General features: G+C 58.7%; 24 protein-coding genes. 17 read left to right on the forward strand and 7 right to left on the reverse strand.

What is annotated here, in order from left to right:
* Nucleotides 1–11: 11 nt before the first annotated feature.
* A complete protein-coding gene (gene murB / locus G364_RS0114335; protein WP_019935839.1) occupies nt 12–1,040 on the forward strand; it encodes a UDP-N-acetylmuramate dehydrogenase in 1,029 nt (342 codons plus the stop codon).
* Nucleotides 1,028–1,990, forward strand: coding sequence for a bifunctional biotin--[acetyl-CoA-carboxylase] ligase/biotin operon repressor BirA (birA, locus tag G364_RS0114340; RefSeq protein ID WP_019935840.1), 963 nt, complete (start codon nt 1,028–1,030; stop codon nt 1,988–1,990). Before murB ends, birA begins: the two co-directional genes overlap by 13 nt.
* On the opposite strand, the gene G364_RS0114345 is transcribed toward birA, so the two are convergent.
* The 7 genes from G364_RS0114345 to argE form a co-directional block, all read right to left on the reverse strand.
* Complete coding sequence (locus tag G364_RS0114345) at nt 1,987–3,060, reverse strand: DUF1513 domain-containing protein (RefSeq protein ID WP_019935841.1); 1,074 nt, start codon at nt 3,058–3,060, stop codon at nt 1,987–1,989. The genes birA and G364_RS0114345 overlap by 4 nt on opposite strands.
* Nucleotides 3,060–4,058 carry an imelysin family protein gene (locus tag G364_RS0114350; protein ID WP_019935842.1) on the reverse strand — a complete coding sequence of 333 codons (999 nt, stop codon included), beginning with the start codon at nt 4,056–4,058 and terminating at the stop codon, nt 3,060–3,062. Before G364_RS0114350 ends, G364_RS0114345 begins: the two co-directional genes overlap by 1 nt.
* Complete coding sequence (locus tag G364_RS0114355) at nt 4,055–5,440, reverse strand: di-heme oxidoreductase family protein (RefSeq protein WP_019935843.1); 1,386 nt, start codon at nt 5,438–5,440, stop codon at nt 4,055–4,057. The genes G364_RS0114350 and G364_RS0114355 overlap by 4 nt, the downstream gene beginning before the upstream one ends.
* A gap of 61 nt (nt 5,441–5,501) precedes the next feature.
* A complete protein-coding gene (locus G364_RS0114360) occupies nt 5,502–6,761 on the reverse strand; it encodes an imelysin family protein (protein ID WP_019935844.1) in 1,260 nt (419 codons plus the stop codon).
* A gap of 89 nt (nt 6,762–6,850) precedes the next feature.
* Complete coding sequence (ybaK, locus tag G364_RS0114365) at nt 6,851–7,312, reverse strand: Cys-tRNA(Pro) deacylase (protein WP_019935845.1); 462 nt, start codon at nt 7,310–7,312, stop codon at nt 6,851–6,853.
* Nucleotides 7,313–7,581: 269 nt separating this feature from the next.
* Entirely contained in the window at nt 7,582–10,203 is a 2,622-nt protein-coding gene (gene ppc, locus G364_RS0114370; RefSeq protein ID WP_019935846.1) for a phosphoenolpyruvate carboxylase, read from the reverse strand.
* Between the two features lie 112 nt (nt 10,204–10,315).
* A complete protein-coding gene (gene argE / locus G364_RS0114375; RefSeq protein WP_019935847.1) occupies nt 10,316–11,467 on the reverse strand; it encodes an acetylornithine deacetylase in 1,152 nt (383 codons plus the stop codon).
* A gap of 189 nt (nt 11,468–11,656) precedes the next feature.
* Here argE and argC point away from each other — a divergent pair, with 189 nt between their 5' ends.
* From argC to rpmC, 15 genes are all read left to right on the forward strand, one after another.
* Nucleotides 11,657–12,670, forward strand: coding sequence for an N-acetyl-gamma-glutamyl-phosphate reductase (gene argC, locus G364_RS0114380; RefSeq protein ID WP_019935848.1), 1,014 nt, complete (start codon nt 11,657–11,659; stop codon nt 12,668–12,670).
* A 6-nt stretch (nt 12,671–12,676) separates the two neighbouring features.
* Nucleotides 12,677–13,462: an acetylglutamate kinase gene (gene argB, locus G364_RS0114385; RefSeq protein WP_019935849.1), complete on the forward strand. Its 786-nt coding sequence runs from the start codon at nt 12,677–12,679 to the stop codon at nt 13,460–13,462.
* Nucleotides 13,463–13,471: 9 nt separating this feature from the next.
* Nucleotides 13,472–14,380 carry an ornithine carbamoyltransferase gene (locus G364_RS0114390; RefSeq protein WP_019935850.1) on the forward strand — a complete coding sequence of 303 codons (909 nt, stop codon included), beginning with the start codon at nt 13,472–13,474 and terminating at the stop codon, nt 14,378–14,380.
* A gap of 6 nt (nt 14,381–14,386) precedes the next feature.
* A complete protein-coding gene (locus tag G364_RS0114395; protein ID WP_019935851.1) occupies nt 14,387–15,598 on the forward strand; it encodes an argininosuccinate synthase in 1,212 nt (403 codons plus the stop codon).
* Between the two features lie 199 nt (nt 15,599–15,797).
* Nucleotides 15,798–17,180: an argininosuccinate lyase gene (gene argH, locus G364_RS0114400; protein ID WP_019935852.1), complete on the forward strand. Its 1,383-nt coding sequence runs from the start codon at nt 15,798–15,800 to the stop codon at nt 17,178–17,180.
* Between the two features lie 286 nt (nt 17,181–17,466).
* Nucleotides 17,467–17,778 (forward strand): 30S ribosomal protein S10, encoded by a 312-nt coding sequence (gene rpsJ / locus G364_RS0114405; protein WP_014290685.1) that lies wholly within the window; start codon nt 17,467–17,469, stop codon nt 17,776–17,778.
* 21 nt (nt 17,779–17,799) lie between these two features.
* Nucleotides 17,800–18,438 carry a 50S ribosomal protein L3 gene (gene rplC / locus G364_RS0114410; protein ID WP_019935853.1) on the forward strand — a complete coding sequence of 213 codons (639 nt, stop codon included), beginning with the start codon at nt 17,800–17,802 and terminating at the stop codon, nt 18,436–18,438.
* Nucleotides 18,439–18,455: 17 nt separating this feature from the next.
* The gene (gene rplD / locus G364_RS0114415) at nt 18,456–19,061 is read left to right on the forward strand and encodes a 50S ribosomal protein L4 (RefSeq protein ID WP_014290683.1); all 606 of its coding nucleotides are present in this window, start codon (nt 18,456–18,458) and stop codon (nt 19,059–19,061) included.
* Nucleotides 19,058–19,357, forward strand: a complete 300-nt coding sequence (gene rplW / locus G364_RS0114420; RefSeq protein WP_019935854.1) for a 50S ribosomal protein L23 — start codon at nt 19,058–19,060, stop codon at nt 19,355–19,357. Before rplD ends, rplW begins: the two co-directional genes overlap by 4 nt.
* Before the next feature lie 17 nt (nt 19,358–19,374).
* Nucleotides 19,375–20,199: a 50S ribosomal protein L2 gene (gene rplB, locus G364_RS0114425; RefSeq protein ID WP_019935855.1), complete on the forward strand. Its 825-nt coding sequence runs from the start codon at nt 19,375–19,377 to the stop codon at nt 20,197–20,199.
* A 21-nt stretch (nt 20,200–20,220) separates the two neighbouring features.
* Complete coding sequence (rpsS, locus tag G364_RS0114430; protein ID WP_014290680.1) at nt 20,221–20,499, forward strand: 30S ribosomal protein S19; 279 nt, start codon at nt 20,221–20,223, stop codon at nt 20,497–20,499.
* A gap of 10 nt (nt 20,500–20,509) precedes the next feature.
* The gene (rplV, locus tag G364_RS0114435) at nt 20,510–20,842 is read left to right on the forward strand and encodes a 50S ribosomal protein L22 (RefSeq protein WP_019935856.1); all 333 of its coding nucleotides are present in this window, start codon (nt 20,510–20,512) and stop codon (nt 20,840–20,842) included.
* 18 nt (nt 20,843–20,860) lie between these two features.
* The gene (gene rpsC / locus G364_RS0114440; RefSeq protein ID WP_019935857.1) at nt 20,861–21,553 is read left to right on the forward strand and encodes a 30S ribosomal protein S3; all 693 of its coding nucleotides are present in this window, start codon (nt 20,861–20,863) and stop codon (nt 21,551–21,553) included.
* Nucleotides 21,554–21,565: 12 nt separating this feature from the next.
* A complete protein-coding gene (rplP, locus tag G364_RS0114445; protein WP_019935858.1) occupies nt 21,566–21,979 on the forward strand; it encodes a 50S ribosomal protein L16 in 414 nt (137 codons plus the stop codon).
* The gene (gene rpmC / locus G364_RS0114450; RefSeq protein ID WP_014290676.1) at nt 21,979–22,170 is read left to right on the forward strand and encodes a 50S ribosomal protein L29; all 192 of its coding nucleotides are present in this window, start codon (nt 21,979–21,981) and stop codon (nt 22,168–22,170) included. The genes rplP and rpmC overlap by 1 nt, the downstream gene beginning before the upstream one ends.

Raw genomic sequence — 22,170 nt, forward strand, 5'->3', positions numbered from 1 at the left:
GATTTTACACCATGCCGAGCAACGCCCATTCCCTTTTGCCCTTTAATACCTTTGGCCTGGCTCAGAGCGCCAATAACATAGTGACGCTGCACCACAGAGATCAGCTGGCGGAGCTGGCCGAGCATATCGGTCCGCGGCTGATGGTGGGCGAGGGCTCCAACCTGCTGTTTACCGCGCCTTTTGAGGGGCAGGTGGTGGTAAACCGGCTCAAGGGCATTCACGTCAGCGATGCCGGTGATGCCTGGCGGCTGACGGTGCAGGGCGGGGAAAACTGGCACCAGCTGGTGTGCTATTGCCTGGAGCACCATATGCCCGGGCTGGAAAACCTGGCGCTGATCCCCGGCACTGTGGGGGCGGCCCCCATTCAGAATATTGGTGCCTATGGCGTTGAGCTGTCCCGCTTTTGTGAGCAAGTAGAAAGTTACCACTGGCACAGCGGCGAGACGCACCTCTGGTCTGCACAAGACTGCGCTTTTGGCTACCGCGACAGCGTGTTCAAGCATGCTGCCAAAGGGCAGCTGATTGTCTCGGTCACGCTGTTGCTGCCCAAGGTCTGGCAGCCGGTGCTGGGTTATGGTCCGTTGGCGCAGCTGGGTGAGCAGGCCACGGCACAGCAAATTTTTGAGCAAGTATGTGCCACCCGCCAGGCCAAGCTGCCCAACCCCGCCGAGCTTGGCAATGCCGGCAGCTTTTTTAAAAACCCCAAGGTTATTCCGGCCCAGGCCGAGGCGCTGAAGCTGGCCTGGCCCGAGCTGCCGGTGTATCCGGCCGAAAACGGGCTGGTCAAGCTGGCTGCCGGCTGGCTTATCGACAAGGCGGGGCTGAAGGGCACTGCGGTGGGTGGCGCAGCCGTGCATGAGCAGCAGGCGCTGGTGCTGGTGAACCGTGGCGGGGCCAGCAGTGAGGATATTTTGCGGCTTGCCGCTTTGGTGCGAGACAGAGTGGCTCAGCAGTTTGGTGTGCAGCTGGAGCCTGAAGTGCGCATGATTGGCCCTTATGGTGAAACCCATCTGGACGAGGCGCTGTCATGGCTGAACTGACGCCGCTGCGAGAACGTCTGCTGCGCCACCTGGCTGATGGCCAGTTTCATTCCGGCGAACAGCTGGGCGACGCTCTGAGCATCAGCCGGGCGGCGGTCAGCAAGCATGTGCAGGCACTTAAAAGCCTGGGGCTGGATATTTACAGCGTGAGCGGCAAGGGCTACCGGCTGGCAGTGCCGCTGCAACTGCTGGACGCGGCCCGGCTCAGCCGGGAGCTGGCACCGGCACGGGTAGAGGTGGTGCCGGTCATCGGCTCCACCAACCAATATTGGCTGGAGCAGACAGAGCAGCTTAACAAGGGCGATCTCTGTTTGGCAGAATGTCAGACCTCGGGCCGTGGCCGCCGAGGCCGCAGCTGGATCTCGCCCTTTGGTGGTCAGCTGGTCATGAGCATGTACTGGCGGCTGGAGCAGGGCATGGCGGCTGCCATGGGTCTGAGTCTGGTGGTGGGCATTGCGGTGGTGGAAGCGCTTGAACGCGCCGGCTTTGGCGGTGTGGCACTGAAGTGGCCCAACGATCTGTATCTTAATGGCCGCAAGCTGGCGGGCATATTGGTGGAAATGTCCGGCACCGCCGGTGGTCCCTGTCATCTGGTCATTGGCATGGGGCTGAATATGGTGCTGCCCCAGAGTGAGCAGGATAAAATTACCCAGCCCTGGGCCGAGCTGGCGGAGCTGGGTGACATTACCGATCGCAACGGCCTGGTGGTTGCGCTGGCTACGGCCTGGCAGCAGGCACTGGTGCACTTTGAGCAGGAAGGCATTGCCGGCTTTCGCGAGCGCTGGAACCGGCTGGATTATTTTAACGGCAAGCCGGTGCGGGTGCTGATGGGCGAGCTGCAGGTGCACGGCACCGCCCGGGGCATAGATGAACAGGGCGCTCTGCTGCTGGAGCTGGAAAACGGTGACATCAAACGCTATCTGGGCGGAGAAATTTCCCTGCGCGGCTAGCCAATCAGCGACCAGTGGTTGTCCCATTGCCAGGGTGAGTAGAAGCGGGTTTCTTCACCCTGCGCATTGAGTTGGCTGATGCCGCCCATGCCACTGCCCAGCCAGATGTCGCCGTTACTGGCCGAGGCACCCGAAGCATCGGGCAGGGGTGCAATGCGAATCAGCTCACCGCTGTGTCTGTGCCACAGGCCATAGCAGTTGCCCGGGGGTGAGGTGGCGGCAATATGGTCATTGGTCACCGCAATGCTGGCGATGTAATGATTGAAGCGGGCCCAGTCCAGGGGCTCGCCACCCAGCGGCTGCAGTGCCTGGCCCCGGCGGTGGCGCACTATCAGCGGCGGATAATCGTCGGGGTTGCCGCGATACTGCTGGCCGGTAAAGACTTCGCCGTCGTGAGTGACCGCCAGATGGCGAATGGACAGGTGTTTATCCACCAGACTGCGTTGCTCCAGAATATCGCCATTGGCAGCTTTCAGATAACACAGGCTGGGATGCATGGTGTCCAGGTTTAATGGTTCCCGGCCCTGAGTGTGCACGCCGCCCACGCCCACCACCAGGTTGCCGTCGGGCAACAAACAGATTTCATGAGGGCCCAGACCAAAGCCCGAGAACTCATCCACCTTGGTCAGCTGTTCTTCCTCAAGCTTGTAAACACCGATAATGCCCTCGCTGGTGCTGCGTACCCCTTCGGTGGTGTACAGCAGCCCGCCGTCAGCGCTGAACACGCCGTGGCCGTAATAGTGGCGCTCGGGATCGGCATCGCGCAGCTGCAGCAGTGTGCCCTGTTCATGGTTAAACAGCGCCAGGTAAGCCCCGGGGCGGCGGGCATGGCACACCGCCAGCGGCAGAAACGGATGTGCCGCCATGCCATGGCCCCGGGCCGGCAGCGGCAGCTCATAGCGCAGGCTGCCATCCAGGTTCAGTGCCTGCACCACGTAACGGTTGCCGTCCCGGCGGCCGCCGCCCACCAGATAGCGGCGCGGACCAGCGGGCAGGGCACAGCCCGCCAGTCCCAGACTGCACAGTACGCCGGCGGCAGACAGCCCCTTTAAAAATTGCCGGCGCTGCATCAGTCACCGTCCGTGGCATTAAAGCCAAGGCTGATCCCCAGTGCCTCGGGCAGGCGCAGTTTGAGCTTGCTGCCCAGGCGATCAAAGGAAAGTTTAAAGCGCAGCAGGGCGGCGTAGTTATCACCTTGCAGCCAGTGGGCCAGGCTGTCGCCTTCGGGCAGGTGAGCCAGAGTATCGGCAAAGGCATCGTCCAGCTCGGCGATCAGCGCGGTTTGCCGGCTTTGCTCAAGGTAAGCGCGAATGCCGCCCTGCTGATATTCCCGCTGCAGGCTTTGCAGGCTGGTGCGCATAAAGTGCAGCGACTGCTCGCTGCGCCAGGCTTCGGCAAACAGCGGGCGGGGGTGCTCAACCGTGTTCAGAGGCAGATCCAGCTTTTTCTCGATGCGATCAAAACGATGGGCGAGCTGGCCGAGTATTTGTACCAGCACCACCTTTTCGCCGCCCTGAACCGACATCTGCTCCAGTTGCTGCTGGTAATGAGACGGATTGTTCCAGGCCAGCTGCAGCCGTTCGCTGTTTGCTACCAGCTGGTCGTTCACTCTGGGCAGCAGCCGGCAGCGCTGTGCCTGAGTCAGATCTTCATAGAGCAGGTATTCCACCGCCCCAAGAGTAATGCTGGCCCCCTTGAGCTGGCCGGGCCGGTTCAGCTGGCTGGCCAGCTGGCGGCCCGTGGTATCTTTTTTGTCGGGCCACAGCTGAAAGGCGTAACTCAGGCCGGCGGCATCCAGCGGACCGCCGCTCTGGCCCTGATGGGCGGTCCAGGCGGCAAAGGCCTGTTGCCATTGTTGCTGTACGGCACTCAGCGTCTGTTCACCGGCGCAGTAATCCCGGCCGCTTTGCTGCAGCCGGGTCAGGCCATAAGCCAGCTCGTCGGCCTGCTGGCGCATCAGCTTAAGGTGGGTACCGGTGAGTTGCGACAGGGCCGGATTGGCCGGCGGCTGGCTCTGGCAGGCGGCCAGCAGGCTCAGGGCGGCAAGGGGTAACAGGCGCAGCATCATAATGACTCCAGAAAGGCGATAAGTTGTTCACGTTCTTGGGCGCTGGCGGCCAGCACCCGGTTACGGGCCGCCTCGGCCTCGCCGCCGTGCCAGATCACGGCTTCCAGCGGAGTGCGGGCGCGGCCGTCGTGCAGATAGCGGGCGGGCTCACCAGCCACTTCATCGGCATAGCCAAGGCCCCACAGCGGCGGTGTGCGCCACTCCCGGCCACTGGCGGCAAACTCGGGGCGGTTATCGGCCAGATCTTCCCCCATGTCGTGCAGCAGCAGATCCGTGTAGGGATAAATGGTCTGGCCGCTCAGCGCCGGGCTTTCATGCTCACCGGTGGTGTAAGACGGCGTGTGGCAGCCGGCACAGCCCAGCGCCAGAAACAGCCGCTCGCCGGCCTGCACCTGCGGATCGTCCAGGTTGCGCCGGGCGGGCACGGCCAGATGCTGGCTGTAGAAGGTGACCGCGTCGAGAATATCGTCACTGACTTCGGGCTTGCCGCCGTCGGGGTATTGCCCGCAGTTTTGCGCTGCGGTGCAGTCATCGACCGGCACCAGGTGGGAAGTCAGTCCCATATCACCGGCAAAGGCATGAGCATTTTGCTGGCGCAGGCTGGGCTGGCCGGCCTTCCAGCCAAAGCGGCCTGCCACGGTTTTATTTGCGGCATTGTCCCACACTTTGTTGGTGCGGCCGCGAATGCCGTCGTTGTTTTTATCGTTAATATCTTCCCGCGCCAGCAGACTGGCTTCGGGAATGGCTTCCAGCAGGCCCAGGCCAATCATGGGCGGCGCAATACGGGCCGAGGTGAGCAGCTCATTACCGGGCGCGCCGTAGCCCGGCTTTTCTATGGTCAGGTGCGGGCGGCGCAGCTCCAGGGTGCTGCCATCGTTAAAGCGCACGGTTTCGGGTGTGTAGCGAATGGCTACCTTGCCTTCGGGCACGGCACCGGGAATGGCCATGTCCTGCAGCTGACCGCCATAGACCGGATGAGGCACCACACCAAGGGTTTGCAGATAGGCCCTGTGCTGCTGGCTTTCATCGGCGGGAATGGACAGCCGCACCAGCATGCTGACCGCATTGTCACCGTCAAAGGCGGGCGGGTGGCCGCGGCCGTCTTTAACGTGGCAGCTCTGGCAGGCGTTGGTGTTGAACAAGGGGCCCAGGCCGTCGCGGGCATCTGTGGTGGCCGGGGCGGCAACCCAGGGGTTGCGAAAGAAACTGTTGCCCACGGAAAAGTCGAGGCGCTTGTCAAAGCTCAGGTTGGAGGCTGGCATGGAAAAGGCGTTGGCACCGGTTTTGGTGGTGCTGGTGTCGCCGCCGGGTTTGGCGGGGTTGGCCTGGGCGCTCAAGGCAAAGGCAGCGCCAAGCAGCAGACCGGTGAGTCGAAATAGCATAAAGACTCCAGAGTAAAAGGGCCGTGCATTGCCGGCCCTGTTGTTATTGTTGTTACTGCACTCAGAATTCGTGATCGGCGGTATCCGGGTTCAGGTTGCTGATGCCAAGGGTGTTGGCGGCCAGTTCAATGGCGCGGGTCTGCTCCACCAGCGCGCTGATGGCGTTTTCCACCAGCTGGTTGCCTTGCGGGTTATCGGAGGCGATCAGCTGATCAAAGTGCACCTTGTTCACCTCGGCGGATTGTACCAGCTGATATACCGCCTGCTCACTGGTGCGGAACTGATCGCCGATTTGGGTGGCGGCCTGGCCATCCTGCTGGGCCACCAGCTGCAGCAGAGACGGGCCCTGCAGTGTGCTGCCGTCAATGCGCTGATATTCCCCGAACATCAGATTGCTGATGCCTTTCTCGTTGTAGTAGTGAGAGTGGTGAGTGTTGTCGGAGAAGCAGTCGTGCTCGTCTTCCACCGAGTTGGCCACCAGCGCCACCTTCATGCGTTCACCGGCCAGCTCACCCAAAGACAGGGAGCCCATGCCAAACAGCATGCGGCGCAGGCCTTCTCCCGCCGGCAGGGCGGTCAGCTCGGCGCGGTAGTTATCCTGGTCTGGCTGCCACTGGCCGGCCATGTATTGCAGATCCTGAATAAGCAGAGTGCTTGCCGCCTGCAGGTAGTCGCGGCGGCGGTCACAGTTGCCGTGGGTGCAGTTTTCACCCAGAGCATAGTCGGTCCAGGGGCGTTCACCGGCACCGGCGTTGGTACCGTTCAGATCCTGACCCCACAGCAGAAATTCAATGGCATGATAGCCGGAGGCCATGTTGGCTTCAGAGCCGGCCAGCTCATTCAGGCTGGCCAGCAGCTCGGGGGTGATCTCGGATACGTCCAGCAGCTCGCTGCCTACCTGCAGCTGGGGGTTGGCAATAATGTTGGCGGTGGCACCCGGGTTGCCCAGCTCGTGCTGATAGCCGGGGGCGACATAGTCGATCAGGCCTTCATCCAGCGGCCAGGCGTTCAGCTGGCCTTCCCAGTCGTCCACAATGGGGTTGCCGAAGCGGAATACTTCCGACTGCTGATAGGGTACCCGGGCAGCCAGCCAGGCGGTGCGGGCGGCATTCAGGCTTTGTTCACTGGGGTTGGCCAGCAGCTCGGCAATGGCCTTGTCCAGATCCTGCGCGGCGATTAAGGCGTCGCTGTAAACGGCATGAGCGATATCAGCGTAATGCTCTACAACCTGATCCTGGGTAACGGCGGGTGTGCTGGTCTGGGCACAGGCGCTCAGCAGGCCGCCAATGGCGGCAGCAAGGGCAAGTTTGCGGAAGTGCATCTGTTTATCCTTATGAGGTTGCGAATTATTTGTATTGACAGGCGATTTTAACGGCAGCTCATGCAGAAAAACAATGAATAATTGGCTGACTATTCCGCGATTGGCGCGCAGATAGCGTTAAGCAGACGTGCGATTTCTGCTGCGGAAATACCCACCGACAGCCCCCGCTTACCGCCGGACACCAGCACAGTGTTATGCTCGCGGGCGGAGGCGTCAATCACGGTAGTCAGCCGCTTTTTTTGGGCAAAGGGACTGATGCCGCCCACCTTGAAGCCGGTGAGCCGTTCGGCCTTTGGCGGCGGCATCATCTCCAGCTTTTTCACTCCGGCAGCCTTGGCCAGCCGCTTCAGATTCACCTTGCCCGACGAGGGCACCAGCGCCACCACGGCACCCTGTTCCCCTTCCGTCAGCAGGGTTTTGAACACGCGCGCCAGCGGCACCCCCAGCTGTTCAGCGGCGTGCGCGCCAAAGTCATCCTGCGCCGTGCAGTCATACTGGTACAGGGTAAAGGCGGCCTTTTGTTTTTCCAGAAACACAATGGCGGGGGTCATGAGAGTAGTCCGGTGGTGTTGAATAAAGGAAAATTATGCAGATAAGGGCGGGGAGTGGGAAGGGCTAATCATGGGACTGGGGACTGGGGACTGGGGACTGGGGGCTAGTGAATGGTTAAATGTAGGCCCGAATTTATTCGAGCAAATGCGCTCACATGCTACATCGTTGCTCCGTTGAAACGGGGCCTGCAAAAATTGCAGGCACAATTGCGTGCCTGCAATCACCGCCGAGCTACTTATAGCTGACAGCTTAAAGCTTACGGCTGGGTTTAACCGGTGTTACGCATACCTGCGGCAATACCCGCTATGGTCACCATCAGCGCCTGATCCAGCACGGGGTGAATGTCACCCTGCTCCCGGGAGCGCTTGAGCAGCTCGGCCTGCAGCACGTTGAGCGGATCCGTGTAGGGGTTACGCAGCTTGATCGATTCCTGAATCCAGGGTTCGCTGGCCAGCAGCTCGGATTTTTCTTTCAGCTTCAGCACTAGCTCGGTGCTGGCGCGCAGCTCGTCCCGCAGTGTTTTGCCCAGGGCTTTCAGCTCGTCGGGCACCAGCACGCTGTCGTAGTAGGCGGCCAGGCCGAGATCGGCCTTGAGGAACACCATTTCCAGCATGTCGAGGCGGGCGCGGAAAAAGGGCCAGCCCTGATTCATGGCATGCAGGGTGGCTTCGTGGCCGTCTGCCATGACCTTTTCCAGCCCCTTGTGGGCCCCCAGCCAGGCAGGCAACATCAGCCGGTTCTGGGTCCAGGCAAAAATCCAGGGAATGGCACGCAGGCTTTCTACACCGCCGTTGGGCTTGCGTTTGGCCGGACGGGAGCCCAGCGGCAGTTTGCCCAGCTCCAGCTCGGGAGTGGCGGCACGAAAGTAGGGCACAAAGTCAGGCTCACCGCGAATAAGTGAGCGGTAATGAGCACAGGACACCTCCGCCATGGTGTTCATCAGCTTGCGCCACTCGGGCTTTGGCTCCGGCGGCGGCAGCAGGTTGGCTTCCAGCACGGCGCTGGCATAGAGCGTCAGGCTGTCGATAGCCACTTGCGGCAGACCGAATTTAAAGCGGATCATTTCGCCCTGCTCGGTGACCCGCAAACCGCCAATGGTGGAGCCCGGCGGCTGAGCCAGAATGGCCTGACGGGCAGGACCGCCGCCCCGCCCCAGGCTGCCGCCGCGACCGTGGAACAAAGTGAGGGTGACCTTTTCCCGTTCGCTGATGGCCACCAGTTTCTCCATGGCGCTGTACTGGGCCCAGCCGGCGGCCAGCATGCCGGCATCTTTGGCGGAGTCGGAATAGCCAATCATGACGTACTGGCGGCCCTGCATATAGCCGCGATACCAGGGCTGCTGATACAGCCGTTCAATCACGGCGGCACCCTGGTTCAGATCATCCAGGGTTTCAAACAGCGGCGCTATGGGCATGGCAAAATCCACGCCGCACTCTTTCAGCAAAAGCTGTACCGCCAGCACATCTGACGGCTCACCGGCCATGGAAATGATGTAAATACCAAAGGCATCCTGTGGATGGCGGGAAATCACCCGGCAGGTATCCAGGGTTTCCTGAGTGTCGGCCGAGGGCTGCCACTGACGGGGCAGCAGCGGGCGGCGGGAGTTGAGTTCATTGAGCAAAAACGCCTGCTTGTCGGCTTCGCTCCATTCACCATAGTCACCCAGACCCAGATAGCGGGTAAGCTCCGCCAGTGCCTGAGCGTGGCGCTCACCGTCCTGACGAATATCCAGCTTGAGCAGATGAATGCCAAAACAGGCAACCTTGCGAATTACATCGAGCAGCAGACCGTCGGCAATCTTGCCCAGACCGCATTGCTGCAGCGAGTGGTAACACAGTTCCAGCGGCTGGCGCAGCTGTTCGGTTTGGGTGATCAAGTCACGGGCATCGGTCTTCTGGCCCTGAACTCTTGCATTGAGGTGCAGCAGGGTTTCGCGCAAGTCTTCCCGCAGCTGGCGCAGCACCGCCCGGTAGGGTTCGTCGCTGTCACCGCTGGCGGCGCGCAGCTCGGTGCTGGCATCCGACATTGACAGCTCGGAGACCAGCTCCTGAATGTCATTGAGGAACAGCGAGCTGGCCATCCAGCGTCCCAGCAGCAGCACTTCTTCAGTGACCCTTGCGGTAACAAAAGGGTTGCCGTCCCGGTCGCCGCCCATCCAGGAGGTAAAGCGTACCGGTGCCGCATTCAGCGGCAGGCGTTCACCCAGCTCGCGCTCCATGCGCTGATCCAGCTGGCGCAAAAAGCGGGGCAGGGCAGGCCAGAGGCTGTTTTCAATCACCGCAAAGCCCCACTTGGCTTCATCTACCGGTGTTGGCCGCTGCGAGCGGATTTCATTACTGTGCCAGGCCTGAGTGATGAGCTGGTCGATACGGGCCAGCAGCTCGGTTTTTTCATCTTCCGGCAGATCCAGCTCCATGGCGGCCAGACAGTCATTGAGCTGTACATGTTTGTGAATAAAAGTGCGGCGGGTCACTTCCGTGGGATGAGCTGTCAGCACCAGATCAATATCCAGATTGGTCACGGCACCGCGAATATCCGCCTGGCTGACATTGGCACCTTTCAGGCGGGCAAATACCTCGTCCAGGGGGTTGGGGCCGGCATCTTTCCGGTAACCCCGGGAAATGGTGTGAAATTGCTCGGCCACGTTGGCCAGGTTAAGAAACTGGCTGAAGGCGCGGGCCACGGGCAGCAGCTCGTCATCACTCAGTTGCTTCAGGGTCGTCAGCAGCCGCTGCTGATCGTTATCGTTGCCCTGACGCGCCGACTTGGCCAGCTGGCGAATGGTTTCTATTTTGTCGAGGAAGGCCTGTCCGTGATGATCCCGAATGGCATCGCCCAGCAACTGCCCCAGCAGACCCACATTGGCCCTGAGTGCCGCATGATTATCCATATTCGCCTCTTTTGTTGATTTATTACAAAATAGTCACGTTTCCTCGTTTAATTCAGCCAGCTTTCCTTAATCTGGTCAATCCTTCGACCTGTTTGACTTCACACTTTGTAATTTAATTACTTAAACAAAAGCGGTTCACCAGTCGCTGCAGTACCTCTACCGTGGGTTTAACGAAGGAGAGATCCAGATATTCATCTGGCTGGTGCGCCTGAGCAATATGTCCCGGACCCAGCACTATGGTCTGACAACCCAGCTGATTGATAAAGGGGGCTTCGGTGCAGTAGTTCACCGCCTCGGCGGCGTTACCGGTAATATCGGCGGCGGCCCGCACCAGCTCGGCGTCGGGATCGGTGCCGTAGGGCGGAATGGGCTCATGCAGATGAGTCAGCTCCAGCGCATCAGGGTATTGCTCTTTGAGCGGGGCCAGGGCGTGATGCAGCAGACCCAGCAGCTCATCCGGGCCCACACCGGGAATGGGGCGCATATCAAAGTGCAGCTCGCAACAGGCGCAGATGCGGTTAGGGCTGTCGCCACCATTAATGTGGCCCAGATTGAGGGTGGGCTGAGGCACCTTGAAGTGAGGGTTGGCATAGTTTTCTTTCAGCTGGCGCTGCAGATCAATCAGCCGGCCCATGACCTGCTGCATAATTTCCAGCGCGTTCACACCATTGGCGGGATCCGAGCTGTGGCCGCTTTTGCCGGTAACCCGAATGGCTTCCGACATGTGACCTTTGTGCATCATCACCGGCACCAGGCCGGTGGGCTCGCCGATGACCGCATAGTCGGGCTTGATCGCCATGGCGCTGGCAATGGCGCGGGCACCGGCCATGGTGGTTTCTTCATCGGCAGTGGCCAGAATGCGAATGGGTTTGTTGAGCTTGCTCAGATCCAGATCTTTCAGCGCTTCCACAATAAAGGCAAAGAAGCCTTTCATGTCGATGGTGCCCAGACCATAGATACGGTCGCCTTCTTCGGTGAGTTTGAACGGATCCTTGTTCCAGCGGCCCGGATCAAAGGGCACGGTATCGGTGTGCCCGGCCAGCAGCAGGCCGCCATCGCCTTCGCCTTTGGTGGCCAGCAGATTGAATTTGCCGGGCAGATCGGGCAGTTCGGTCACTTCCACGTCAAAGCCCAGCTGGCTGAACCAGTCGGCCAGCAGACGAATGACCTGCTCGTTGCTCTGGTCCCAGCTGCTTTCGGTGCTGCTGATGGAAGGCAGTGCAATAATGTTGCGGTACATGTCCATAAAGTTAAGGGATGACATGGATCCTCCGTTGAAATCAGTCAAATTTAAATTCAATACGATTGCATAAATATGTATTTGTTGCTAGTCTGCCACTCTGTCATTTTAGTGGACCGGCGGCATTTACCTCAGGGTGACACAGCCCCCGCAAACACGCCAGGCTGATGCCTGCTTATTGATACCAAGCTGAACGAGATTACGGACGAGACCATGTTGAAAGCTGCAATCATAGGTGCCAGTGGTTACACCGGTGCCGAGCTGGCCGGACTGATCCACGGCCATCCCCATCTGGAACTGGCCGGACTCTATGTGTCCGAGGGCAGCCAGGATGCCCACAAGCCGTTTGCCAGCCTGCACCCCCGCTGGCGTGGCGTGATTGATGCGCCGCTGCTGCCGCTGGATGACGAAGCCCTCAGCCGTATTCACACTCAGGCCGATCTGGTGCTGCTGGCTACCGCCCATGAAGTAAGCCACGATCTGGCACCGGGTTTTCTGGCCAAGGGCCTGCCGGTATTTGATCTGTCCGGTGCTTTTCGCGTACCCGGTGAAGGCTTTTATGACAAATTCTACGGCTTTGCTCACCAGCATGCCGACTGGCTGAATGATGCTGCCTACGGCCTGGCAGAATGGAACCAGGACGCTATCAAGGCAGCCAGCCTGATTGCCGTGCCCGGTTGTTACCCTACTGCGTCACTGAGCGCGCTCAAGCCGCTGCAGCAGGCCGGCCTGATTGCCGAGGGTAACCGCCCCATTATCAGCGCCGTGTCCGGCGTGAGTGGTGCCGGCCGCAAGGCAAGCATGGCCAACAGCTTCTGTGAAGTGAGCTACAAGCCCTACGGCGTGTTTACGCACCGCCATCAGCCCGAGATCAGCCATCACCTGGGCAATCAGGTGGTGTTTCAGCCGCATCTGGGTAACTTTATTCGTGGCATTCTGGCCACCATTTATGTGCAGCTGAAAGAGGGCGTGACCGATGAGCAGATTGCCGCTGCTTATCATCAGGCCTACAACGGTCAGAAAATTGTGCGGCTGGCAGGCCAGTGGCCCCAGATTAACGATGTGGCCGGCACGCCGTTCTGCGATTTACACTGGGGCCGGGACGGTGACCAGCTGATCGTGGTTTCTGCCATCGACAACCTGCTGAAGGGGGCCGCCAGTCAGGCCATTCAGTGCATTAATATCCATCAGGGATTCTCGCCGGTGGCGGGGCTGGTCAAGGAGTAACAACGCATGTCTGAACAACAACCGCTGGTGGTGAAGCTGGGTGGCACTCTGCTGGAAAGCGAACAGGCACTGAACGCGCTGTTCTCCACGCTCAAGGCCTTTATTGATGATTCGGGCCGTCCGTTGCTGCTGGTGCACGGTGGCGGTGTGCTGGTAGATAACCAGCTCAAGGCCATGGGTCTGACCTCCACCAAGAAAAACGGCCTGCGGGTCACGCCGTTCGAGCAGATTCCGGTAATCGCCGGTGCCCTGGCCGGCACTGCCAACAAGCTGCTGCTGGCTCAGGCCATTGCTCATGAGATTCCTTCCGTGGGCCTGTGCCTGGGTGACGGTGGTCTGTGCCGGGTCAGCCAGCTGGATCCTGAGCTGGGGGCGGTAGGCCAGATTGAAGGCGGCGATGCTGCCCTGGTGAGCTCATTGCTGGCAGGCGGCTTTCTGCCCATTGTCAGCTCTATCGGCATCACCTTTGACGGCAAGCTGATGAACGTGAACGCCGATCAGGCTGCCACCGCCATTGCCGAAATTCTTGATGCGGATCTGGTAATGTTGTCGGATGTGAGCGGCATTCTGGACGGTGAAGGCCAGCTGATCGCTCACCTGAGCGAGGCCGACGCTCAGCAGCTGATGGAACAAAACGTAATTAAAGATGGCATGGCCGTAAAGGTAAAGGCGGCGCTCAAGGCCACCAAAACCCTGGGCAAGCCGGTGGCCGTGGGCAGCTGGCGTCATCCGGAGCAGCTGTTGTCGCTGCTGGCCGGTGAGTCCGGCTACGGTACCCGTATTTCTCATTAAGGACGACTCATGCAGCATTTACTGAGCCTGAAAGACTACAGCAAAGAGCAAATCGAGCAGATCCTCACGCTGGCCAAAGACGTTAAGGCCAATCCGGCCAACTATGCCGATGCCCTCAAGGGCAAAAGTGTGGTCACCCTGTTTGAAAAGCCCTCGCTGCGCACCCGGGTAACTTTTGATATTGGCGTGAACAAACTGGGTGGCCATCCCGTCTATCTGGACAGCCAGAATGGTGCCATGGGCACCCGGGAAACCGTACAGGATTTTGCCGCCAATCTGTCGCGCTGGTGCGATGCCATTGTGGCCCGGGTCTATGATCACCAGACCTTGGTGGAAATGACCGAGCACGCCACCGTGCCGGTGATCAACTCCCTGTGCAATCTGTATCATCCGTGCCAGGCACTGGCAGATTTTCTGACCATCTCCGAGCATTTTGATGACTTGAGCAAGGTCCACCTGGCCTATGTGGGTGACGGTAACAACGTGACCCATTCGCTGCTGCTGTGTGGTGCCATTCTGGGTGCTACCGTCACTGCAGTCAGCCCGCGTGGTCACAATGTGGATGCACAAATTCTGAAGGAAGCCGAGGCCCTGGCGGCCGTCAGTGGTGCCACCATTCGCGTGACCGACAGCCTGGATGATATTGAAGGTGTGGATGTGATCTATACAGACACCTGGGTTTCCATGGGTGATAATACCCCGCTGGAGCAGGTGAAGGAGATTTACATGCCTTACCAGATCAATCAGGCCCTGCTCGACAAAACCGGAGCCACCAAGGTGCTGCACTGCCAGCCCGCCCACAGGGAGTGGGAAATTACTTCCGAGGTCATGGACGGTCCTGCCTCCCTGATCCTCGACCAAGCTGAAAACCGCATGCACGCTCAGAACGCCGTGCTGCTGACATTGATGAAGGGATAATTGTTAATGAGCCAATTCAAAAAGATCGTACTGGCCTATTCCGGCGGCCTGGATACCTCTGCCATCATTCCGTGGCTGAAGGAAAACTACGAAGGCTGTGAAGTGGTAGCCTTTGTGGCCGATGTGGGCCAGGGCGCGGAAGATCTGGAAGGCGTGGAAGAAAAAGCCATCGCTTCCGGTGCGTCAAAGTGCATTGTGGCGGATCTGAAAGACGAATTCGTACGCGACTATGTCTATCCCACCCTGACCACCGGTGCCATTTATGAAGGTACTTACCTGTTGGGTACTTCCATGGCCCGTCCGGTGATCGCCAAGGCCATGGTGGAAGTGGCCCTGGCCGAAGGTGCCGATGCCATCTCTCACGGTTGTACCGGCAAGGGCAACGATCAGGTACGCTTTGAAGGTGCCGTGGCCGCGCTGGCCCCGCAACTGGCGGTAATCGCCCCGTGGCGGATCTGGGATATGCGCAGCCGTGAAGATCTGCTCGACTACCTGGCCAAGCGTAATATCAAGACCACCGCCAGCGCCACCAAGATCTACTCCCGTGACGCCAACGCCTGGCACATCTCCACCGAAGGTGGTGAGCTGGAAAGCACCTGGAACGAGCCGTCCGAACAGGCCTGGACCTGGACCGTGTCGCCGGAGCAGGCGCCCGACAAGGCCGAGCTGGTTTCTCTGACCGTTGAAAAAGGCCACATAGTGGCAGTAGACGGCAAGACCATGTCTCCTTATGAAGTGCTGACGCATCTGAACGAGCGTGCCGCCAAGCACGGCGTGGGCCGGGTAGACATAGTAGAAAACCGTCTGGTGGGCATGAAGTCCCGTGGTTGCTATGAAACTCCCGGTGGCACCGTCATGATGGCTGCCCTGCGCGCCATTGAAGAGCTGGTGCTGGACAAGCCGACCCGCGCCTGGCGCGAAAAGGTGGGTGCCGAGTTCTCCCATCTGGTGTACGACGGTCGCTGGTTCACTCAGCTGTGCAAGGGTCTGCTGGCTTCTGCCACCGCCATTGCCGAAGACGTGACCGGTGAAGTGGTACTGAAGATGTACAAGGGCCAGGTGACTGCCATCAAGAAACAGTCGCCCAACAGCCTGTACTCGGAAGAGTTCGCCACTTTTGGCGAAGACGAGGTGTACGACCAGAGCCACGCTGAAGGCTTTATCCGTCTTTACTCTCTGGCCAGCCGCATCAAGGCGCTGAAAGACCAGCAGAAGTAAACACCGAAAAAAGGGGGCTTCGGCCCCCTTTTTCCGAGCTGTAAGCTATAAGCTGTCAGCTTTAAGCAAAACCGCGTTATATTCACAGTTTTACAGCCATGCCGGACTGGCAGGTGGAAGAAAGCAGCCACCGACAACTCGGGCTGCTTCCAGCTTAAAGCTTACAACTTCCAGCTTTGTTTATAGGAGTAACAGAATTATGGCACTTTGGGGTGGACGTTTTACTCAGGCCGCAGATACCCGCTTCAAGCAGTTTAATGACTCGCTGCGGTTCGACTACCGGCTGGCGGAGCAGGACATAGTGGGTTCTGTAGCCTGGTCTCAGGCACTGGCCAAGGTGGGGGTACTGACCGGCGAGGAGCAGCAGCGGCTGGAACAGGCGCTGAACGAGCTCAAGGCGCGGGTCGTGGCCGATCCGGAGCAGATCCTGCAATCCGACGCCGAAGACATTCACTCCTGGGTGGAAGGAGAGCTGATTGCCGCTGTCGGTGATCTTGGCAAGAAACTGCACACCGGCCGCAGCCGTAACGATCAGGTGGCTACCGATCTCAAGCTGTGGTGCAAAGCCCAGGTGCCGCTGCTGCTGGAGAAAATTGATACCCTGCAAAAACAGCTGGTAAGCGTGGCCCGGGAACAGCAGGGCACCGTGCTGCCCGGTTACACTCACCTGCAGCGCGCCCAGCCGGTGACCTTTTCTCACTGGTGCCTGGCCTATGTGGAAATGCTGGAGCGGGATTACAGCCGGCTGCAGGATGCGGCTGCCCGCATGGATACCTGCCCGCTGGGCTCCGGTGCCCTGGCCGGCACCGGCTTCCCGGTAGACCGCCATGAACTGGCCAAATCTCTCGGTTTTGCCGGCCCGACCCGCAACAGCCTGGACTCCGTGTCCGACCGGGACCATGTGCTGGAGCTGATCAACTGTGCCGTCAACTCCATGATGCACCTGTCCCGCTTTGCCGAAGATCTGATCTTCTACAACTCTGGTGAGGCCGGCTTCCTCGAGCTGTCCGACGCCGTGACCTCCGGCTCCTCGCTGATGCCCCAGAAGAAGAACCCGGATGCGCTGGAGCTGATCCGCGGCAAGACCGGCCGGGTGTTTGGTGCCTATGCCGGCATGATGATGACCCTGAAGGCCCTGCCGCTGGCCTACAACAAAGACATGCAGGAAGACAAGGAAGGTCTGTTCGACGCCCTCGACACCTGGTACGACTGTCTGGAAATGGCCGAGATGGTACTGCACGACCTTAAGGTCAACGAAGACAAGACCCGGGAAGCGGCGCAGGGCGGTTACTCCAATGCCACCGAAATGGCCGACTATCTGGTGTCCAAGGGCATTCCGTTCCGGGAAGCGCACCACATAGTAGGTGCCATCGTCGTGCACGCCATCGGCAAGAAACTGCCGATGGAAGAACTGCCGCTGGAAGATTTTAAACAGTTCAGCGACGTGATTGCTGAAGACGTTTATCCGCGGCTGACCCTGGAATCGAGCCTGGCCAGCCGCTGCGCCCTGGGTGGCGTGGCCCCGGAACAGGTAGAAGTGGCGCTCACTAACGCCGAGCAGCACCTTCAGGCCCGCAAGTAAGCCGGTAGTCTTCCATTATGAGTTATTCCGGCCATGGAGCCGGAATCCACTCTGCGGGCAGCTGGTTAAAAAATAACAAAGCGGGCTTGCAACACAGTGCCAATCCCGTATAATGCCGCTCGCTTGGTTAACTTTATCAAGCGAGCCGAAAGGTTCATGCCAGGTAGCTCCTGGCTCTTACAGGCCCCCGATATGGTGGGCACCGTTGTTAAATCACACCCCCTCTTTCATATGAAGGAGCAGGCGGTGCTGATTTTATGTTCTTTATCCAATTGGAGCTCTGGTAATGCAGAACCAAAGAATTCGTATCCGTCTGAAGGCGTTCGATCACCGTCTGATCGACCAGTCTACTGCGGAGATCGTAGAAACTGCCAAGCGCACCGGCGCCCAGGTTCGCGGTCCTATCCCGCTGCCGACGCGCAAAGAGCGCTACACCGTACTGGTATCTCCACACGTGAACAAAGATGCACGTGATCAGTACGAAATTCGTACTCACAAGCGTCTGGTCGACATCGTTGAGCCCACCGACAAAACTGTCGATGCGCTGATGCGTCTGGATCTGGCTGCTGGCGTAGACGTCCAGATCAGCCTGGGCTAATAACGGAAAGAGGTTTTATCAATGGCAATCGGTCTAGTAGGTCGTAAGCTGGGTATGACCCGTGTCTTCACCGAAGACGGCGTGTCCATCCCGGTCACCGTTATCGAAGTAGATGCCAACCGTGTTACCCAGGTGAAAACACTGGAACAGGATGGCTACGCGGCCATTCAGGTGACCGCTGGCACCAAGAAAGCGAACCGCATCACCAAACCGGAAGCTGGCCATTTCGCCAAAGCCGGCGTGGAAGCGGGCCGCGGTCTGTGGGAATTCCGCCTGGGTGAAGGCGAAGGCGACAGCATCGAAGTGGGTGCCGAGCTGAAAGTCGACATCTTTGCTGATGTCAAGAAAGTAGACGTTACCGGTACTTCCAAAGGTAAAGGTTTTGCTGGTGCTGTTAAGCGCTGGAACTTCCGTACTCAGGACATGACTCACGGCAACTCTCTGTCTCACCGCGCTCCGGGTTCTATTGGTCAGAACCAGTCTCCGGGCAAGGTATTCAAGGGCAAGAAAATGGCCGGTCACCTGGGTGCTGAGCGGGTAACCACTCAGAACCTGGAAGTGGTTCGCGTTGATGTTGATCGTAACCTGCTGCTCATTAAAGGTGCAGTTCCGGGTGCGACTAACGGCAACGTCATCGTTAAACCTGCCGTTAAAGCGTAACGTCTGAGGAGATAGTAATGGAATTGGTAATGAAAGACGCGCAAGGCGCTCTTGAAGTTTCCGAAACTACCTTCGGGCGTGAGTTCAACGAAGCTCTGGTGCATCAGGTTGTTGTGGCCTATGCCGCCGGTGCTCGTCAAGGTACTCGTGCTCAGAAGACCCGTTCCGAAGTGTCCGGCGGCGGCAAGAAGCCGTGGCGCCAGAAAGGCACCGGCCGGGCCCGTGCCGGTACCATCCGCTCTCCGATTTGGCGTTCCGGTGGTGTGACTTTTGCTGCTAAGCCGCAAGATCACAGCCAGAAGGTCAACAAGAAGATGTACCGTGGTGCCATCAAGAGCATCCTCTCTGAGCTGGTACGTCAAGAGCGTCTGATCGTGGTAGAGAAGTTCGGTGTGGAAGCGCCGAAAACCAAAGAACTGGTTGCCAAGCTGAAGCAGTGGGATCTGAACGACGTTCTGATCGTCACCGGTGAAGTGGACGAGAACCTGTTCCTGGCCGCCCGTAACCTGTACAAGGTTGACGTGCGTGACGTGGCCGGTATCGACCCGGTTTCTCTGATCGCGTTCGACAAGGTACTGGTAACTGCTGATGCAGTTAAGCAAATCGAGGAGATGCTGGCATGATCCGTGAAGAGCGTATTCTGAAAGTTCTGAAGGCGCCGCATGTCTCTGAAAAAAGCACCATGGTTGCCGAGAAGACCAACACCATCGTGTTCAAGGTTGCCAAGGACGCTACCAAAGCCGAAGTAAAGGCGGCGGTCGAGAAGCTGTTCGAAGTTGAAGTTAAAGATGTTCGCACGTTGCTGGTGAAGGGTAAAACCAAGCGCACCGGTAACCGCATTGGCCAGCGTTCCGACTGGAAAAAGGCCTACGTGACCCTGAAAGAAGGTCAGGACATCGACTTCGACGGTGCCGAGTAAGAGAGGAGTAATTAAAAATGGCAATTGTAAAATGTAAGCCTACTTCTCCGGGTCGCCGTCATGTCGTCAAGATCAGCAACCCGGAACTGTACAAAGGCAAGCCGTTTGCAGCCCTGCTGGACAAGAAGTCCAAGTCCGGTGGCCGCAACAACAACGGCCGCACCACTGTTCGTCATATCGGCGGTGGTCACAAGCAGCACTATCGTATGATCGACTTCAAGCGCAACAAGGACGGTATTCCGGCCAAGGTTGAGCGTCTTGAATATGATCCGAACCGCTCTGCCAACATCGCTCTGGTGCTGTATGCAGACGGTGAGCGTCGCTACATTCTGGCACCGAAAGGTGTTCAGGCCGGCGACCAGCTGCTGTCCGGTGATGCTGCTCCGATCAAGGCCGGCAACAGCCTGCCGATGCGCAACATTCCCGTGGGCTCTACCGTTCACGCGATTGAAATGAAGCCTGGCAAAGGCGCACAGATCGCCCGTTCTGCCGGTACTTATGCCCAGATCCTGGCTCGCGAAGGCAACTACGTGACCCTGCGTCTGCGCTCCGGCGAAGTACGCAAGGTGCAGGCCGAGTGCCGCGCCACCCTGGGTGAAGTTGGCAATGCTGAGCACATGCTGCGTCAGCTGGGTAAAGCCGGTGCACAGCGCTGGCGTGGTGTTCGTCCTACCGTACGTGGTGTGGCGATGAACCCGGTAGACCACCCGCACGGTGGTGGTGAAGGTCGTACCTCTGGTGGCCGTCATCCGGTTACTCCTTGGGGTAAACCTACCAAGGGCGCCAAAACCCGTAAAAACAAGCGTACCGACAAGTTCGTGGTACGTCACCGTAACAAGTAATAGTTTTTTAGAGGTATCACCATGCCACGTTCTCTCAAGAAAGGTCCGTTTATCGACCTGCACTTGCTGAAGAAGGTAGAGAAAGCGGTGGAAAGCGGGGATAAAAAGCCAATTAAAACCTGGTCCCGTCGTTCAATGATCATTCCGAACATGATCGGTTTGACCATCGCTGTCCATAATGGTCGTCAGCACGTACCTGTCTACGTTTCCGATGAAATGATCGGACACAAGCTGGGTGAATTTGCACCGACTCGTACTTATCGCGGCCATGTCGCTGATAAGAAGGCCAAGAAGCGTTAAGGGGTAAAAGATGGAAGCTATAGCTAAACACCGCTTTGCTCGTACTTCTGCCCAGAAGGCGCGCCTGGTAGCCGATCAAGTTCGCGGTTTGTCCGTAGACAAGGCACTGGATGTCCTGGCGTTCAGCCCCAAAAAGGCTGCCGTTCTGGTCAAGAAGGTACTGGAATCTGCCATTGCTAATGCCGAGCACAATGAAGGTGCGGATATCGATGAGCTGAAGGTGACCAAGATCTTCGTTGATGAAGGTCCCACCATGAAGCGTATTCGTCCTCGTGCCAAGGGCCGCGCGGACCGTATCATGAAGCGTACCAGCCACATTACTGTGGTTGTGTCCGACCGCTAAGAGGCTAGGAGATAAGCAATGGGCCAGAAAGTACATCCGAATGGTATTCGCTTAGGTATCACCAAGCCTTTTAATTCGACCTGGTTTGCGAATACCAAGGACTTCGCTGACAACCTGCACAGCGATTTTGAGGTACGTCAGTTCCTGAACAAGGAACTGAAAAACGCCTCCGTTTCTCGCGTCGTTATCGAGCGTCCGGCCAAGAGCATCCGTGTGACCATTCACACTGCTCGCCCGGGTGTTGTTATCGGCAAGAAAGGCGAAGACGTTGAAAAACTGCGCAAGCATGTAGCCAAACTGGCTGGCGTGCCTGCACAGATCAACATTTCCGAAGTGCGTAAGCCTGAGCTCGACGGTCAGCTGGTTGCCGATTCTATCGCTTCCCAGCTGGAGCGTCGCGTTATGTTCCGTCGCGCCATGAAGCGTGCGGTACAGAACGCCATGCGCATTGGCGCCAAGGGCATCAAGGTGGAAGTGAGCGGTCGTCTGGGCGGCGCTGAAATCGCGCGTACCGAATGGTACCGTGAAGGTCGTGTGCCTCTGCACACCCTGCGTGCCGATATCGACTACGCAACTTCTGAAGCATCTACCACTTACGGCATCATCGGCGTGAAGGTTTGGATCTTCAAGGGTGAGGTACTGGGCGGCCTGCAGGCTGTGGCTCAGGAACCCGCTCCGTCCAAGCCCAAGCGCAAAGGCCGCGGTAAGTAAGGAGACTCGGACATGTTGCAACCAAAACGTACGAAATTCCGTAAAGTCCACAAAGGCCGTAACCGCGGTGTGGCGACCTCAGGCAACCTGGTAGCATTTGGTTCCTTTGGTCTCAAGGCGACTACGCGTGGACGTATCACTGCTCGTCAGATCGAAGCAGCACGTCGTGCCATGACTCGTCACGTCAAGCGTCAAGGCAAGATCTGGATCCGTATCTTCCCGGACAAGCCGATTACCGAAAAGCCCCTGGAAGTACGTATGGGTAAAGGTAAGGGTAACGTGGAGTACTGGGTAGCACAGATCCAGCCGGGTCGTGTTCTGTACGAAATGGATGGTGTACCGGAAGCGTTGGCTCGCGAAGCCTTTGCCCTGGCTGCTGCCAAACTGCCCGTAAGAACCACTTTTGTAACTCGGACGGTGATGTGATGAAAGCACAAGATCTGCGTGAGAAGAGTGTTGAAGAACTGAACCAGGAACTGCTGGGCCTGCTGCGCGAGCAGTTTAACCTGCGCATGCAAGCGAGCACTGGCCAGCTGGCTCAGACTCACAACCTCAAAACGGTACGTCGCGACATCGCGCGTGTTAAGACTGTTCTGAATGAAAAGGCAGGTGCCTAA

Origin of the sequence: Oceanimonas smirnovii ATCC BAA-899 (assembly GCF_000381965.1) — a bacterium.
Taxonomy (GTDB): Bacteria; Pseudomonadota; Gammaproteobacteria; order Enterobacterales; family Aeromonadaceae; genus Oceanimonas; species Oceanimonas smirnovii.

Excerpts from the sequence above, each read along its gene's own strand:
- argH (WP_019935852.1), top strand. The coding sequence starts at position 15,798 with ATGGCACTTTGGGGTGGACGTTTTACTCAGGCCGCAGATACCCGCTTC.
- G364_RS0114390 (WP_019935850.1), top strand. The coding sequence starts at position 13,472 with ATGCAGCATTTACTGAGCCTGAAAGACTACAGCAAAGAGCAAATCGAG.
- argE (WP_019935847.1), bottom strand. The coding sequence starts at position 11,467 with ATGTCATCCCTTAACTTTATGGACATGTACCGCAACATTATTGCACTG.
- birA (WP_019935840.1), top strand. The coding sequence starts at position 1,028 with ATGGCTGAACTGACGCCGCTGCGAGAACGTCTGCTGCGCCACCTGGCT.
- rplB (WP_019935855.1), top strand. The coding sequence starts at position 19,375 with ATGGCAATTGTAAAATGTAAGCCTACTTCTCCGGGTCGCCGTCATGTC.
- argB (WP_019935849.1), top strand. The coding sequence starts at position 12,677 with ATGTCTGAACAACAACCGCTGGTGGTGAAGCTGGGTGGCACTCTGCTG.
- G364_RS0114350 (WP_019935842.1), bottom strand. The coding sequence starts at position 4,058 with ATGATGCTGCGCCTGTTACCCCTTGCCGCCCTGAGCCTGCTGGCCGCC.
- rplW (WP_019935854.1), top strand. The coding sequence starts at position 19,058 with ATGATCCGTGAAGAGCGTATTCTGAAAGTTCTGAAGGCGCCGCATGTC.
- rpsC (WP_019935857.1), top strand. The coding sequence starts at position 20,861 with ATGGGCCAGAAAGTACATCCGAATGGTATTCGCTTAGGTATCACCAAG.
- rplP (WP_019935858.1), top strand. The coding sequence starts at position 21,566 with ATGTTGCAACCAAAACGTACGAAATTCCGTAAAGTCCACAAAGGCCGT.
- ppc (WP_019935846.1), bottom strand. The coding sequence starts at position 10,203 with ATGGATAATCATGCGGCACTCAGGGCCAATGTGGGTCTGCTGGGGCAG.
- rplV (WP_019935856.1), top strand. The coding sequence starts at position 20,510 with ATGGAAGCTATAGCTAAACACCGCTTTGCTCGTACTTCTGCCCAGAAG.
- rplD (WP_014290683.1), top strand. The coding sequence starts at position 18,456 with ATGGAATTGGTAATGAAAGACGCGCAAGGCGCTCTTGAAGTTTCCGAA.
- ybaK (WP_019935845.1), bottom strand. The coding sequence starts at position 7,312 with ATGACCCCCGCCATTGTGTTTCTGGAAAAACAAAAGGCCGCCTTTACC.
- G364_RS0114395 (WP_019935851.1), top strand. The coding sequence starts at position 14,387 with ATGAGCCAATTCAAAAAGATCGTACTGGCCTATTCCGGCGGCCTGGAT.
- rpsJ (WP_014290685.1), top strand. The coding sequence starts at position 17,467 with ATGCAGAACCAAAGAATTCGTATCCGTCTGAAGGCGTTCGATCACCGT.
- argC (WP_019935848.1), top strand. The coding sequence starts at position 11,657 with ATGTTGAAAGCTGCAATCATAGGTGCCAGTGGTTACACCGGTGCCGAG.
- murB (WP_019935839.1), top strand. The coding sequence starts at position 12 with ATGCCGAGCAACGCCCATTCCCTTTTGCCCTTTAATACCTTTGGCCTG.
- G364_RS0114360 (WP_019935844.1), bottom strand. The coding sequence starts at position 6,761 with ATGCACTTCCGCAAACTTGCCCTTGCTGCCGCCATTGGCGGCCTGCTG.
- rplC (WP_019935853.1), top strand. The coding sequence starts at position 17,800 with ATGGCAATCGGTCTAGTAGGTCGTAAGCTGGGTATGACCCGTGTCTTC.
- rpmC (WP_014290676.1), top strand. The coding sequence starts at position 21,979 with ATGAAAGCACAAGATCTGCGTGAGAAGAGTGTTGAAGAACTGAACCAG.
- G364_RS0114355 (WP_019935843.1), bottom strand. The coding sequence starts at position 5,440 with ATGCTATTTCGACTCACCGGTCTGCTGCTTGGCGCTGCCTTTGCCTTG.
- G364_RS0114345 (WP_019935841.1), bottom strand. The coding sequence starts at position 3,060 with ATGCAGCGCCGGCAATTTTTAAAGGGGCTGTCTGCCGCCGGCGTACTG.
- rpsS (WP_014290680.1), top strand. The coding sequence starts at position 20,221 with ATGCCACGTTCTCTCAAGAAAGGTCCGTTTATCGACCTGCACTTGCTG.